The organism is Microbacterium sp. USHLN186 (assembly GCF_037145155.1).
Taxonomy (GTDB): Bacteria; Actinomycetota; Actinomycetes; order Actinomycetales; family Microbacteriaceae; genus Microbacterium.
The window spans coordinates 256,330-268,767 of sequence record NZ_JBBCYA010000001.1 but is presented as its reverse complement, the minus strand read 5'-3'; the positions used below and the strand labels follow the sequence as shown (position 1 = coordinate 268,767).

At 70.6% G+C, this 12,438-nt stretch carries 14 protein-coding genes; 11 read left to right on the top strand and 3 right to left on the bottom strand.

Annotation, left to right across the window (positions count from 1 at the left end; translation table 11 throughout):
* The first annotated feature begins 17 nt into the window (after nucleotides 1-17).
* Nucleotides 18-1,232: an endo-beta-N-acetylglucosaminidase H gene (locus WFG93_RS01235; RefSeq protein WP_336644496.1), complete on the top strand. Its 1,215-nt coding sequence runs from the start codon at nucleotides 18-20 to the stop codon at nucleotides 1,230-1,232.
* A gap of 120 nt (nucleotides 1,233-1,352) precedes the next feature.
* Nucleotides 1,353-1,826: an adenylyltransferase/cytidyltransferase family protein gene (locus tag WFG93_RS01230; protein ID WP_336644495.1), complete on the top strand. Its 474-nt coding sequence runs from the start codon at nucleotides 1,353-1,355 to the stop codon at nucleotides 1,824-1,826.
* A gap of 24 nt (nucleotides 1,827-1,850) precedes the next feature.
* Here the strand turns inward: WFG93_RS01230 and WFG93_RS01225 are convergent, their stop codons facing one another.
* From WFG93_RS01225 to WFG93_RS01215, 3 genes are all read right to left on the bottom strand, one after another.
* Nucleotides 1,851-2,423 carry an HhH-GPD-type base excision DNA repair protein gene (locus WFG93_RS01225; RefSeq protein WP_336644494.1) on the bottom strand — a complete coding sequence of 191 codons (573 nt, stop codon included), beginning with the start codon at nucleotides 2,421-2,423 and terminating at the stop codon, nucleotides 1,851-1,853.
* 155 nt (nucleotides 2,424-2,578) lie between these two features.
* Nucleotides 2,579-3,487: an oxygenase MpaB family protein gene (locus WFG93_RS01220; protein ID WP_336644493.1), complete on the bottom strand. Its 909-nt coding sequence runs from the start codon at nucleotides 3,485-3,487 to the stop codon at nucleotides 2,579-2,581.
* 73 nt (nucleotides 3,488-3,560) lie between these two features.
* The gene (locus tag WFG93_RS01215; protein ID WP_336644492.1) at nucleotides 3,561-4,835 is read right to left on the bottom strand and encodes a glutamyl-tRNA reductase; all 1,275 of its coding nucleotides are present in this window, start codon (nucleotides 4,833-4,835) and stop codon (nucleotides 3,561-3,563) included.
* Nucleotides 4,836-4,924: 89 nt separating this feature from the next.
* On the opposite strand from WFG93_RS01215, the gene hemE reads away from it, so the two are divergent.
* The 9 genes from hemE (at nucleotide 4,925) to hemB (ending at nucleotide 12,404) form a co-directional block, all read left to right on the top strand.
* Complete coding sequence (gene hemE / locus WFG93_RS01210) at nucleotides 4,925-5,956, top strand: uroporphyrinogen decarboxylase (RefSeq protein WP_336644491.1); 1,032 nt, start codon at nucleotides 4,925-4,927, stop codon at nucleotides 5,954-5,956.
* Between the two features lie 161 nt (nucleotides 5,957-6,117).
* Complete coding sequence (locus tag WFG93_RS01205) at nucleotides 6,118-7,629, top strand: protoporphyrinogen/coproporphyrinogen oxidase (RefSeq protein WP_336644490.1); 1,512 nt, start codon at nucleotides 6,118-6,120, stop codon at nucleotides 7,627-7,629.
* 115 nt (nucleotides 7,630-7,744) lie between these two features.
* Nucleotides 7,745-8,164 carry a hypothetical protein gene (locus WFG93_RS01200; protein ID WP_336644489.1) on the top strand — a complete coding sequence of 140 codons (420 nt, stop codon included), beginning with the start codon at nucleotides 7,745-7,747 and terminating at the stop codon, nucleotides 8,162-8,164.
* A gap of 3 nt (nucleotides 8,165-8,167) precedes the next feature.
* Nucleotides 8,168-8,578, top strand: a complete 411-nt coding sequence (locus tag WFG93_RS01195; RefSeq protein WP_336644488.1) for a phage holin family protein — start codon at nucleotides 8,168-8,170, stop codon at nucleotides 8,576-8,578.
* On the top strand, nucleotides 8,565-8,909 hold the full coding sequence (locus WFG93_RS01190; RefSeq protein ID WP_336644487.1) for a hypothetical protein: 345 nt from the start codon (nucleotides 8,565-8,567) through the stop codon (nucleotides 8,907-8,909). The genes WFG93_RS01195 and WFG93_RS01190 overlap by 14 nt, the downstream gene beginning before the upstream one ends.
* A 45-nt stretch (nucleotides 8,910-8,954) precedes the next feature.
* Complete coding sequence (gene hemQ / locus WFG93_RS01185; protein WP_336644486.1) at nucleotides 8,955-9,632, top strand: hydrogen peroxide-dependent heme synthase; 678 nt, start codon at nucleotides 8,955-8,957, stop codon at nucleotides 9,630-9,632.
* Entirely contained in the window at nucleotides 9,629-10,615 is a 987-nt protein-coding gene (gene hemC / locus WFG93_RS01180) for a hydroxymethylbilane synthase (RefSeq protein ID WP_336644485.1), read from the top strand. Before hemQ ends, hemC begins: the two co-directional genes overlap by 4 nt.
* A gap of 11 nt (nucleotides 10,616-10,626) precedes the next feature.
* Nucleotides 10,627-11,424, top strand: coding sequence for a uroporphyrinogen-III synthase (locus WFG93_RS01175; RefSeq protein WP_336644484.1), 798 nt, complete (start codon nucleotides 10,627-10,629; stop codon nucleotides 11,422-11,424).
* A complete protein-coding gene (hemB, locus tag WFG93_RS01170; RefSeq protein ID WP_336644483.1) occupies nucleotides 11,421-12,404 on the top strand; it encodes a porphobilinogen synthase in 984 nt (327 codons plus the stop codon). The genes WFG93_RS01175 and hemB overlap by 4 nt, the downstream gene beginning before the upstream one ends.
* Nucleotides 12,405-12,438: the final 34 nt, after the last annotated feature.

Here is a 12,438-nt window from a genome sequence, read left to right as displayed (position 1 = left end):
AGATCGGAAGGAATGCCATGAACAGCTCCCCATCCCCGCGCCGCCGCCGGGCCGGCCTTGCCGCTGTGGCAGCGCTCGGCCTCGCTGTGGCGGGACTCACCGTGCCCGCCGCCGCGGCCGGCGCTGCATACGCCGCCGCTGACGACAGCCACGACCCGAAGCGCGTCGTGTACGTCGAGGTCAACAATGAAGAACTCGCGAACGTCGCCGACTACACGCTGGAGGGCACCACCCGTCCCGCGTTCGACATGGCGATGATCTTCGCAGCGAACATCAACTACGACGCGGAGAAGCAGCAGGCGTACCTGCACTTCAACGACCAGGTCACCGCGACGCTCGAGCAGGCCGAGACGCAGATCCGCCCAGTTCAAGAGCGCGGCACCAAGGTGCTGCTCTCGGTGCTCGGCAACCACCAGGGTGCCGGGTTCGCCAACTTCACCTCCCGCGACAGCGCTGCCGCCTTCGCAGACCAGCTCGCCGATGCCGTCGAGCAGTACGGCCTCGACGGCATCGACTTCGACGACGAGTGGTCGGGATACGGCAACAACGGCACCGCCCAGCCCAACGACACCTCGTTCGCCTACCTGCTCGACGAGCTGCGCGACCGCCTCGGACCCGACAAGCTCATCACGCTGTACAACATCGGCCCGTCCTACGACGTCACCGACTGGGACGGCACGAGTGCCTCCGAGAACCTCGACTACTCGTGGAACCCCTACTACGGGGGCTGGAACCCGCCCCAGGTGCCGGGAATGAGCAAGGGCCAGTTCGGTGCTGCCGCCGTCGACCTGACGCGCACCAGCCTCGATCGAGCCACACAGCTCGCGCAGCGCACCGTCGACGAGGACTACGGGGTCTACGTGACGTACAACCTCACCTCGGCCGACCGCTCCGCGTACCTCTCGCCCATCACCGAGATCCTCACGGGTCGCGCGACGCTGTACAGAACTCCCTGGTACGACGTCGACGTCGACGTGCAGGCGACCTGCGCCGGACGCGATGCCAAGCTGAAGGTCCGCATCGCCAGTGACGACGACGCGCGACTGGATGCGACGGTGGCGTCGTCGATCGGGAGTCGATCGTTCGACGGCATCCGCAACGGCGAGGAGCGCGTGGTGGTGCAGCACGCGAAGCACGGCGCCGTCGCCGACGGCTCGCTATCCGTCAGCATCACCGGTCCCGAGGGCACACGCAACCTCACCGAGTCGTACGCCGTGCCCGCCTGCGGCTGAGGACGACGAGAGACGGCTGCGGATCGGCTCGCGCCGCCGCAGCCGTCTCGTCGCGCCCGGCGAACAGTTACCCGCGTTGCAGGGCAATAGAATCTTCTGAAGCCGAAACGGAAGGACGCCATGAGCGATACCGTCAAGAAGCACGAGGACTACAACCCCGGACCGCGGGTGGGTATCACGTTCTCCACGTTCGATCTGCTGCACGCGGGGCACATCATGATGCTCGCCGAGGCGAAGCGTCAGTGCGACTACCTCATCTGCGGCCTGCAGATGGATCCGACGCTGGACCGTCCCGAGAAGAACGCTCCGACGCAGACGGTCGTCGAGCGCTACATCCAGCTGCGGGGCTGCGAGTACGTCGATGAGATCGTGCCGTACTCGACCGAGCAGGACCTGGAGGACATCCTCCGCTCGTTCAAACTCGACGTGCGCATTGTCGGCGACGAGTACGAGGACCGCGATTTCACGGGCCGCGAGTACTGCGAGCAGGCCGGCATCGAGCTCTACTTCAACAGCCGCAACCACCGCTTCTCGAGCTCCGGACTGCGCAAGATCGTCGCTGCGAAGGAAGCCGAGCGCCTCGCCCGCGGCTGACCCGTGCGGAGCTGACTGATCAGCTCACTTCGCGGCCTTCGCCGCCGCCTTCATCGCCTTCTTGTGCTCACGCACCTTCGTCAGCGACTCGGGGGAGACGATGTCGGCGACGCTGCGGAACGCATCCGGCTCGCCGTAGGGGGCCGATGCCTCACGCCAGCCCTCGCCGGTGAAGCCGTACTGCTTGCCGAGCAGAGCCAGGAAGATCTTCGCCTTCTGCTCGCCGAACCCCGGCAGCTTCTTCAGCCGCTTCAGCACCTCGGGGCCGTCGGGATCGCCCTCGGTCCACAGGGCTGAGGCGTCGCCGCCCCATTCGTCGAGGACCGTCTGGCACAGTGTCTGCACACGCGTGGCCATCGAGCCAGGAAAGCGGTGCACCGCGGGGGCCTGCTTGAACGCCTCCAGGAAGGCATCCGGTTCCATGCCGGCGATCGCCTCGGCATCCGACGCCCCGGTGCGCTGCTCGATCTTCAGCGGACCGGCGAACGCGGTCTCCATCGGAACCTGCTGGTCGAGCAGCATTCCCACCAGCAGTGCGAGCGGGTTGTTCGTGAGCAGTTCGTCTGCGGCGGTGTCTCCGGTGATGTGAAGGGCCATAGATCCAGTGTCGCACCCCGAGTCGCGTGGATCGCCGCATGCGCGTCTCAGTCCCTCCTCGACCGCACAGGTGTCGGGTCACATCACGGATGTCGGCGGAAAGGGGCGGATGCTGCCGGCATCCGTCCTTCCTGCCGACATCCGTGCGGCAGCGCTCAGGCGGGCTCGTCGGCACCTTGCGCGCTGGCCAGGCGAGCAAGACGCCGGCGGGCGAAGTCCTGCGCGCGCGGGCCCGAGCCGAGTGCGCGCTCGGCGACGGCCAGAACGATCCGCGTCATGGTGATGACCGGCAGGATGCTGCGACGCACGCCGAGCATCCGGCGATACCGACGGGGGATGGTGGCGACTGCCGCGCTGAAGAGCGCGCGATAGGCGATTCCCATGGTTCCCGAGAACGCCGGGCGCCGCAGGAAGGCCACCACGTCGTGCGTGCGCTCGTCCGCGCGCAGCTCGCCGCGCTCGAGGTATGAGTCGAGCCGTGCCCGCAGCTGCGCTGCACTGCGCGGGTCGGGCACGTGCATCAGGCGCCCGGCGGCCACCCACTCGTGGACGTACGCGTCGGCGCCGCCAGGGATCGGCCCTCCCCACACCTGATGCGCGGTGAGGAACGCATCGGCGAAGGCGAGATGCACCCATTCGACGAGGTCGGGCGAGGACGCGCTGTACTCCCGCGCTGTGCCGTCCCCACCGACATAGTCGCCACTCACACGCCGGTGCAGTCGAGCCACTCGCGCGGTCTCGCGCTCCGCTTGCGCACGCGAGCCGTACGTGACGCTCAGCACCCACCGGACGGTGCCGTTGAGGCGCGAGATGGGGTCTTCGCGATAGCGCGAGAAGTCGTGGACGCCCGCCAGCGCCCCGGGATGCAGGGCCTGGATGAGCAGAGCCCGGATGCCGGCGACGAGCGTCCCCATACCCGCGTGCACGCTCCAGACGGCGCCGTCCTCGGCGAACCAGCCCTCGTCGTCACCCTCGGCGAGCTCGCGCACCCACCTCGGCGTCCCGTTCGGATCGCCGCTGAGGGCAGTGAGCAGTCGCGCTCTCAGAGGTGTGCGCTGTGTCATCCTCCCAGCGTCGCACGTCCGGGTCGGCTCGGAGCGGTGCGCGCGAGTGATGCGCGCGAGGTGGTGCGCGCGATCAGGCGGTGGCGGATGCAGCGCCGGACGCGTCGGCGCTCAGGCCGTAGAGCGTTTCGAGCGCGGCATGGAACTCGTCGGCGCGACCCTCGGCGGCCAGGGCGTGAGCACGCGTGGTGGGCGTGTGCAGCAGCACTCCCGCGAGGTGGCGCATGGCCTGCTCGACCCGGCCGTTCTCGTCGCCGCGCCGGCGTGCGCGCTCGATCTCCGACTCGAGCAGCCCGAAGATGTGAGTGCGCAGCGCGACCACCGCCGGGGTCACGCTCTGCTTGGACCCGTCGAGGTGGAAGCTCTCCGCGGCCTCGCGCACGACATCCCGTGCGGCGTCGGTGGCCTGCAGCTCTTCCAGCGGTGCGTGCAGACGGATGGTGTCGAGGTCGAGCAGCGCGACGCCTTCGAGCTGGGCGACGGCGGGATCGACGTTGCGCGGCATCCCGAGGTCGATGATCAGCTGCGAGTGAGGGTGGGCTCCTGCGGTCGTCGACAGGCACCCGGCGGTGGTGCCGGGCTGACGTTCGAGCTGCGCCGGCCCCAGCACCATCTCGACGGAGGTGCAGGTGATCAGCAGCGACGCGTGCTGCGCGACGCTCGCGAAATCCGCGGCGGCGACCGGACGGATGCCGTGCTTCTGCGCGAACGGCACGGCTCGGCCGGACGCCGAGTACACCGCGATGTCGACCGCGCCCCGCTCGCGCAGCGCGGCGAGGGTGACCGCCGCATACGACCCGGTGCCGACCAGCAGCACGCGCTCGGCGCTCCAATCCGCGATCCGGCTGTCGGCCAGCTCGAGCGAGAGCCGCACGAGCGAGCGGCCGGCGCGGTGCAGGGCGGTGACGTTCTTGACCTTGCGCTGCGCCTGGCTGGCGCGCTGGAACAGCCGCTCCAGTGTGGGAGACGTCGTGCCCTGCTCGCGGGCTCCGCTGAGGGCGCGCCGCACCTGACCGGCGATCTCTCCCTCGCCCGAGACGACCGACTCCAGGCCGGAGGCGACAGCGAACAGGTGCTCGGCGACGTGCGGGTCGTCGACGACGCGGTACGACCCGTCGAGGTCATCCGAGGGGATGCCGGCGGCATGCGCGACCGCGTCGATGACCGCATCCGAGGTGACGTCCTCCACCTCGACATAGGCTTCGAATCGGTTGCAGGTGGCGAGCACTACGGCTCCCTGCGCGCCGGCATCCAGCAGAGCAGGCGCGACGTTCTCGGGGTTGCGGCTGAGGCGTTCGAGCAGTTCGAAAGAGGCGGTCTTGTGACTCGCCGTCACGCAGAGCAGCACGAGTCCATTCTACGGCGCGCTGCTGTGAGCGGCATCCAAGGCCCACCTAACCCGGCACGTGCATAGGTGCCGGATGGAAGGATGGCGGCATGACTGATCTGCTGCGCGCCCTCAGTGGCGACAGGGTCGCAACTGGCGAGTCGCCGGAGCGCACCCCCGTCTGGTTCATGCGTCAAGCCGGGCGCTCACTGCCGGAGTACCGGGAGCTGCGCGTCGGCACTCGGATGCTGGACGCCTGCCTCACGCCTGAGCTGGCGTCCGAGATCACGCTGCAGCCGGTGCGGCGCCACGGCGTCGACGCGGCCGTCTTCTTCAGCGACATCGTCATCCCGCTGCGCCTGGCCGGCGTCGACGTGGAGATCGAGCCCGGCCGTGGTCCGGTGTTCGCGAACCCGGTGCGCACCGCAGACGACGTCGCGCGCATCACGCAGATCGATCCCGCCGACCTCGACGGCACCGCGGTGGCCGAGGCCGTGCGCCTGACCGTGGCCGAGCTCGGTGACACGCCGCTGATCGGCTTCGCCGGCGCCCCGTTCACGCTCGCCGCGTACCTCATCGAAGGCGGCCCCTCGAAGGAGCACCTGCGCGCGCGCGCCATGATGCACGCCGACCCCGTCGCGTGGAACGCCCTCGCCGGCTGGCTCTCGCGCATCTCGCGGCGCTTCCTCGAGATCCAGCGCGACGCCGGTGCATCCGTGGTGCAACTCTTCGATTCGTGGGCCGGTTCGCTGAGCACCGCCGACTACCGGGCTCATGTCGCGGCGCACTCGAAGGCGGCGCTCGAGGGCATCGGCCTGCCGCGCATCCACTTCGGCGTCGGCACCGGCCCGTTCCTCGCCGACATGCGGCTCGACGGCGTGGCAGACGCCGTGGGAGTGGACTGGCGGATGCCACTGGACGAGGCTGTCGGCATCCTCGGACCCGACGCCGTCGTGCAGGGGAACATCGACCCCGCTCTGCTGCAGGCGCCGTGGCCCGTGCTCGAAGCCCACGTGCGCGACGTCATCGCACGCGGCCGCGCAGCGAAGGGTCACATCCTCAACCTCGGTCACGGCGTGCCGCCGGAGACCGACCCCGATCAGCTCACGCGGATCGTGCAACTCGCCCACGGAGAGCTCTGAACCGGCCGCGGCCCGCTTCGCGGCGCGGAGCGCGGTGCGGGGAGCCGGATGTCGGTGAAGCGCCGCGATTGATCGGCATTCGGCTCCCCGGTACGCACCTCGCACGGTGAAGCGGCGCGTGACGGCATCCGACGCACAGCCCCCGATGGAAGAATCGGAGCATGACGCCCGAGCATTCCCCCGAACTCGCCGCGCGCGCCGCGGAGCAGCACGTCGTCGTGATCGGCGGTGGGATCGGCGGTCTGGTGGCCGCCCGCGAGTGCGCGAAGGTCGGCATGCGCGTGACCGTGCTCGAAGCCGCGTCGACACTCGGAGGCAGCATCCGCTCGGCGCAGCTCGGCGGGATCGTCGTCGACGTCGGCGCCGAGAGCTTCGCGACGCGCGGCGGGCACGTCCGCGCGCTGGTGGACGAACTGGGGCTGGGTGACGAGGTCGTCGCGCCGCAGGGCGGTGGGGCGTGGCTCAGCGGCATCCCGGATGCCCCGGACGCACCACTGCCGGTGGGCAGCCTGCTCGGCATCCCGGCCAACCCCTTCCAGGACGACGTGCGCCGCATCATCGGCTGGCGCGGCGCGTGGCGGGCGTACATGGACCGCCTGCGTCCGCCGCTCACCATCGGCCACGAACGCAGCCTCGGCCGCCTGGTCAGCGCACGGATGGGCCGCAGGGTGCACGACCGGCTGGTCGCCCCGGTCACCGCGGGGGTCTACTCCGCGAACCCGGACGACGTCGACACCGACGTCGCCGCCCCGGGGCTCAACGCCGCGCTCACCCGCGTCGGTTCGCTCAGCGGCGCGGTCGGACTGCTCGCCGCCGAGCGGAAGGGCAAAGCGCCCGGCGCCGCGGTGCTCGGCATCCGCGGTGGCATGGGCCGGCTCGTGGAAGCTCTGCGGAACGACCTGCTCGGCTACGGCGTGGAGGTGCACACCGGCGTGCAGGCGACGCGACTGGACCGAGACGGGAAGAACTGGACCGTGCAGACCGCGCCGGCCGAGGATGCGCCCGGCGAGGACACACCCGGCGAGGACGCGACCGCCGACGGGACGACGGTCGTGAGGGCGACATCCGAGAGTCTGACGGCGACCGCCGTCATCGTCGCCACCGCCGAGCCGCCGGCGCGTCAACTGATCGACGCGCACGTGTCCGGGCTGCCCACGAGCAGCGCGGCCCCGGAGATCGAGATCATCACGCTGCTGCTCGACGCGCCCGAGCTCGACACCGCCCCACGCGGCAGCGGAGTGCTCACCGTGCCCGGCAGTCACACCGCCAAGGCCCTCACCCACTCCACCGCGAAGTGGGGCTGGGTGCGCGACGCCGCGTCCGACCGGCACCTGGTGCGCGTGTCGTTCGGCAGCCAGGGCGAGGCCGCCGCCACCGCGACGCTCGACGACGCGGCAGCGGCACAGCTGGCGCTGACCGAGGCATCCGCTCTTGTCGGCGTACCGCTGCAGCCGCAGCAGCTGCTCGAGTTCCACCGCGCGCGATATGTGCAGGCGCAGCCGACCTCGCTCATCGGCGCGGCCGAACGACGCGCCGCGGCGCGTGCGGCGATCGCCGCGGTGCCCGGGCTCGGGGTCGTCGGCGCCTGGCTGGCCGGAACCGGCCTCGCCCAGGTGATCCCGGATGCCGTCGCCGAAGCGGATCGGCTGCGCGGCGACCTGCTCTGGGACTGAGGCGACGGCGCGCGTTACATCCAACGACGGCTTCGCGCAAGGGTGGATGCCGAAAGAGGAATATGTGGCTACCCTGGAACGCGAAAGAGGCCGGAACCAACGTCAGGAGGCCCTCATGAAGGGGAAGATCGGACTCGTCATCGGACTGGGCGCGGGCTACGTCCTCGGCAGCCGAGCTGGACGCGAGCGATTCGAGCAGATCCGCACGCAGTGGAACAAGCTGATGCACCTCGACCCGGTGCAGGAGCAGGTCGCCCGCGTGCAGGACTTCGCCAAGTCGCAGGCCGCTGCTGTCCCCGGCGCGGTGTGGACCGGCGCCGTGAAGGTCGTCAAGGCCGTCTCGAAGTCGGGCACGCCCGGCGAGAAGCTGGATGGCGCGATCGACGCGACGAAGGACGCCGCAGAGAAGGTCGCCGATGCGAAGGAGGCCAAGGACGGCAGCAGCGGTACGGGCTCGAACTCCGGCGGTGCGACGATGGCTCCCGCCCGGCCTGTCGGCTCGGAGGGCACTGCCACGCCCCAGAACAAGGGCTGACGGATGCTGCGCGGATACCGCGATCGCGCCGACGACAGCCTGCTGACCCTGCTCGGCGATCTGCCGGAGCTGGTGCGGAACCTCGTGACCGCCGAGATCGACGCCGCCAAGGCGTGGATCTCGCGCACCGCGAAGGACGCCGGCATGGGCGGCCTGTGGTTCGTCGTCGTGCTGTTCCTGCTGTTCTGGTCGATTCCGGTGCTGCTGGCCTTCGCGATCATCGGCCTGAGCTCGTGGTGGCCGGCGTGGCTCGCCGCCCTCGCCGTGTTCGGCTTCCTGCTGGTCGCTGTGGTCGTCTTCGCGCTGCTCGGCATCGCGCGGTTCCGCAAGGTGGTCAAGCGGGAGAACCCGGGTCAGGCCGTCGCCACCGACGTGCGCATCATCAAGGGAGCCTCTGAAAATGACCGACTCTGATCTGACGAGAGCCGAACTCGAGCGCTCGACGCGAGCCGGCGCGGAACTGGCCGGGCGGGAGACCGCTCAGGGCGAGCTGTCGCGCACGGTGGTGCCGGCCGGGATCACCGACCCTGTGGAGTCGGCTCGGGCGGAACTGCGGGCGGCCCTGGCGGCCATCGAGGTGCGCGGCAACTTCCCGCGTCGCATCCAGAAGGCATCCGCGCGGGAAGCGGTCCGCGCGCGCGCCTTCGCGCACCGCAATCCGGCCGGTGCAGCGGTCGCGGTGGCGGGTGTGGCCGCCGCGGTCGGCGCCCTCGTGTGGGTGCTCGCGCGCGCGATCGCTCGCTGACGGGCGGGTTCGCCGTGTCCGCCCCAGAGGGGGCAGACTGGAAGCATGCCCGAAACGCACGATGACAACCCGTCCGGATTCACCCTGTGGGCCGTGTGGCGTCGAGACCCGCACATCCCGGCGCTCGACGCCGATGTGAGCGAGCTCGAGACCGTGATCGCGGAGATCGAGTCGGCCGGGGTCACCGTCCGGGGCTTCTACGACGTGAGCGGGCTGAAGGCCGACGCCGACCTGATGGTCTGGCTGCACGGCGACACCGTGGAGGGACTGCAGAGCGCGCTGCGCCGTCTGCGCCGCACCGACATGCTGCGCACCCTGGTGCCGGTGTGGAACGTGATGGGCGCCCACCGCGACGCGGAGTTCAACCGAGCCCACGTGCCGGGTTTCCTGCGCGGGGTCGAGCCCAAGCAGTGGCTGTGCCTGTACCCCTTCGTGCGCACGCCGGAGTGGTACCTCATCGACGAGGCCGAGCGGCGCACGATGCTCGCCGACCATGGCCGCAAGGGCGCCGCGTTCCGCGGCGTCATCGCGAACACCGTCGCCGCCTTCGCGCTCGGCGACTACGAGTGGCTGCTGCCGCTGGAATCGGACACCCCCACCGAGCTGGTGGACCTCATGCGCGACCTGCGCTACACCGAGGCCCGTCGCTATGTGAAGGAGGAGGTCCCTTTCTACACCGGGCGCCGCCTGCGCATCGACGAGATCGCTGAAGTGCTGCAGTGACGTCCCTCGCCCCGATCCGGCTCGGCACCCGACGCAGCGCGCTCGCCCAGGCGCAGTCGGGCCACGTCGCCGATGCGCTCGCGGCGGTGGCCGGCCGCCCCGTCGAACTGGTGCCCATCGTCTCGGAGGGCGACACGAACCGGGCATCCCTCTCTGAGATCGGCGGGACCGGCATCTTCGCGAACCGCCTGCGCGAGGCGCTCATCGCGGGGGAGTGCGACATCCTCGTCCACTCGCTGAAAGACCTTCCCACCGCCGTGCCGCCAGAACTGGTCATCGCCGCCACCCCGCGCCGCGCGGATGCCAGAGACGTCGTCATCACGCGCGGCGGCACGCCGCTGCATGAGCTGCGGCGCGGCAGCACCGTCGGCACCGGCTCGCCGCGGCGCGTCGCGCAGGTGCGCCGCCGTGCGCCGCACGCCGAGGTCGTCGACATCCGCGGAAACGTGGACTCCCGCCTCGAGCGCGTCTCGACAGGTGAGCTGGATGCCGTGATCCTCGCCGCGGCCGGACTCGGCCGGCTGGGTACGGAGACGGCGCTGCATCGTGAGGACCTCGGCTTGGCCGAGTGGCCGACCGCACCCGGTCAGGGCGCGCTCGCCGTGGAGACCACTGCCGACGCCCCCGCCGAGCTGCTGGCCGCGCTCGCCGAACTCGACGACGACGATACGCGGATCGCGGTGACCGTGGAGCGGGCGATCCTGGCCGGGCTGGACGCGGGATGCCAGGCGCCGATGGCCGCGCACGCCGTCGTCGCCGGCGACAGCATCCGAGTCCGTGCCGTCGTCTACGAACCCGGTGGCGGACGCCGGATCGGGCTGGACGTCACCGAGCCCCTGAACAGGGGGTATATTCGACGGAACGGCAGCGGCAACGGAGCGGATGCTGCCGATGGTGCAGACCCGATGCGCACGGCTCGTGAGCTCGGCGACTCTGTAGCCCATCGGCTGCTCGAACAGGGAGCGGCCGACCTCCTCCCCTGAGAGTGATCGTGATGACTGCTTCCGAAACCAAGACGGCCCGGCCGCTCGACGGCTGGCGTGTTCTCGTGCCGCGCGGGGGCCCGTGGGGCGACGGCGTGGCGGCGAGTCTGCGCGCGCAGGGCGCCGTGCCGGTGGTGGCACCGCTGATCAACTTCGCCCCCACCACCGACCAGGAGGCACTGGATGCGGCGCTGGCGCGGCTGCAGGCCGGCGAGTACGACTGGCTGACGATCACGAGCGCCACCACCGTGGACGTGCTCTTCGCGCACCGCGTGCAGATCCCCTCGACCACCAAGGTGGCAGCAGTGGGCGAGACCACGGCGGCCGCACTGCAGGCCGTCGGCTACGACGTGGCCCTGGTGCCCGACCTCGACAACTCGGCCGCGGGGATGGCGGAGAAGATCATCGGCCTGGAGGCCGACGCGCAGCGTATCCTGACCCTGCGCAGCGAGATCGCGAAGCCCGTGCTCTCGGTGATGCTGACCGAAGCCGGGCACGACGTGGACAGCGTCGTGGCGTATCGCACGGTGGGCGTCCCGGTCACCGACCGCATCCGGCGTGACGTGGAGAACGGGCGCATCAACGCGATCCTCATCACCAGTGGCTCGGTGGCCGCGCAGGTGCGCGAGCAGTTCCCCGAGATCCCCGAGACCACGATGCTCGCTGCGATCGGGCCGCGCACCGCGAAGGACGCCCGCAGGGTCGGCCTGCCGGTGACCGCGATCGCAGACAAGCAGACCGTCGACGCGCTCATCGACACGGTCTCGCGCTTCACCCTTCCGCACGCGGCTGACGAGTTCGCGCCGTGAGCCGCTTCCCCGAGGCGCGTCTGCGCCGCCTGCGCCAGTCCGCACCGGTACGTGACCTCATGCGCGAGACCTCGCTCGAGCCGCGCCAGCTCGTGCTGCCGATGTTCGTCCGGGAAGGACTGTCCGAGCCGGCGCCGATCCGTTCGATGCCGGGCGTGGTTCAGCATTCGATGACCTCGCTCCGGGCCGCCGCGACCGAGGCCGCCGACGCCGGCGTTGGCGGAGTGATGCTGTTCGGCGTGCCTGCCGTGCGCGACGCCATCGGTTCCGGAGCAGACGATCCCGACGGCATCCTCAACGTGGCCACCACCGCGCTCGCCGCCGAGGTGGGCGACGCCCTCCTGGTGCAGACCGATCTGTGCCTCGACGAATTCACCGACCACGGCCACTGCGGCGTCCTCACTCCGGCAGGAGCAGTGGACAACGACGCCACCCTCGAGCGCTACGCGGCGATGGCGCTTGCGCAGGCTCGTGCGGGGTCCCAGCTGCTCGGGCTCAGCGGCATGATGGACGGCCAGGTCGCCGTCATCCGCGCGGCGCTGGACGACGAGGGCTTCCACGACACTCTCGTGCTCGCCTACGCGGCGAAGTACGCCAGCGCGTTCTACGGACCGTTCCGCGAGGCCGTCGATTCGCAGCTTCAGGGTGACCGGCGCACGTACCAGATGGACCCCGGCAACCGCCGCGAGGGCGTCCGCGAGGCGCTGTTCGACCAGGACGAGGGCGCCGACATCGTCATGGTGAAGCCGGCGATGGGCTTTCTCGACGTGCTGCGCGAGGTGCGCGACGCGGTCGAGGTGCCCGTGTGGGCGTACCAGGTCTCGGGCGAGTACGCGATGATCGAGGCGGCGGCCGGGAACGGGTGGATCGACCGTCGTGCCGCAGTGCTCGAATCGCTGCTGTCGATCCGCCGTGCCGGCGCCGACGCGGTGCTGAGCTACTGGGCCGTGGAAGCCGCCCGCTGGCTCCGCTCTCCCTGACGCCCCCAACGCCAACCGCCTCTCGCTCCGGTAT

Coding starts and splice junctions, on each gene's coding strand:
- WFG93_RS01235 (WP_336644496.1), top strand. CDS start 18: ATGAACAGCTCCCCATCCCCGCGCCGCCGCCGGGCCGGCCTTGCCGCT.
- WFG93_RS01230 (WP_336644495.1), top strand. CDS start 1,353: ATGAGCGATACCGTCAAGAAGCACGAGGACTACAACCCCGGACCGCGG.
- WFG93_RS01225 (WP_336644494.1), bottom strand. CDS start 2,423: ATGGCCCTTCACATCACCGGAGACACCGCCGCAGACGAACTGCTCACG.
- WFG93_RS01220 (WP_336644493.1), bottom strand. CDS start 3,487: ATGACACAGCGCACACCTCTGAGAGCGCGACTGCTCACTGCCCTCAGC.
- hemE (WP_336644491.1), top strand. CDS start 4,925: ATGACTGATCTGCTGCGCGCCCTCAGTGGCGACAGGGTCGCAACTGGC.
- WFG93_RS01205 (WP_336644490.1), top strand. CDS start 6,118: ATGACGCCCGAGCATTCCCCCGAACTCGCCGCGCGCGCCGCGGAGCAG.
- WFG93_RS01200 (WP_336644489.1), top strand. CDS start 7,745: ATGAAGGGGAAGATCGGACTCGTCATCGGACTGGGCGCGGGCTACGTC.
- WFG93_RS01195 (WP_336644488.1), top strand. CDS start 8,168: ATGCTGCGCGGATACCGCGATCGCGCCGACGACAGCCTGCTGACCCTG.
- WFG93_RS01190 (WP_336644487.1), top strand. CDS start 8,565: ATGACCGACTCTGATCTGACGAGAGCCGAACTCGAGCGCTCGACGCGA.
- hemQ (WP_336644486.1), top strand. CDS start 8,955: ATGCCCGAAACGCACGATGACAACCCGTCCGGATTCACCCTGTGGGCC.
- WFG93_RS01175 (WP_336644484.1), top strand. CDS start 10,627: ATGACTGCTTCCGAAACCAAGACGGCCCGGCCGCTCGACGGCTGGCGT.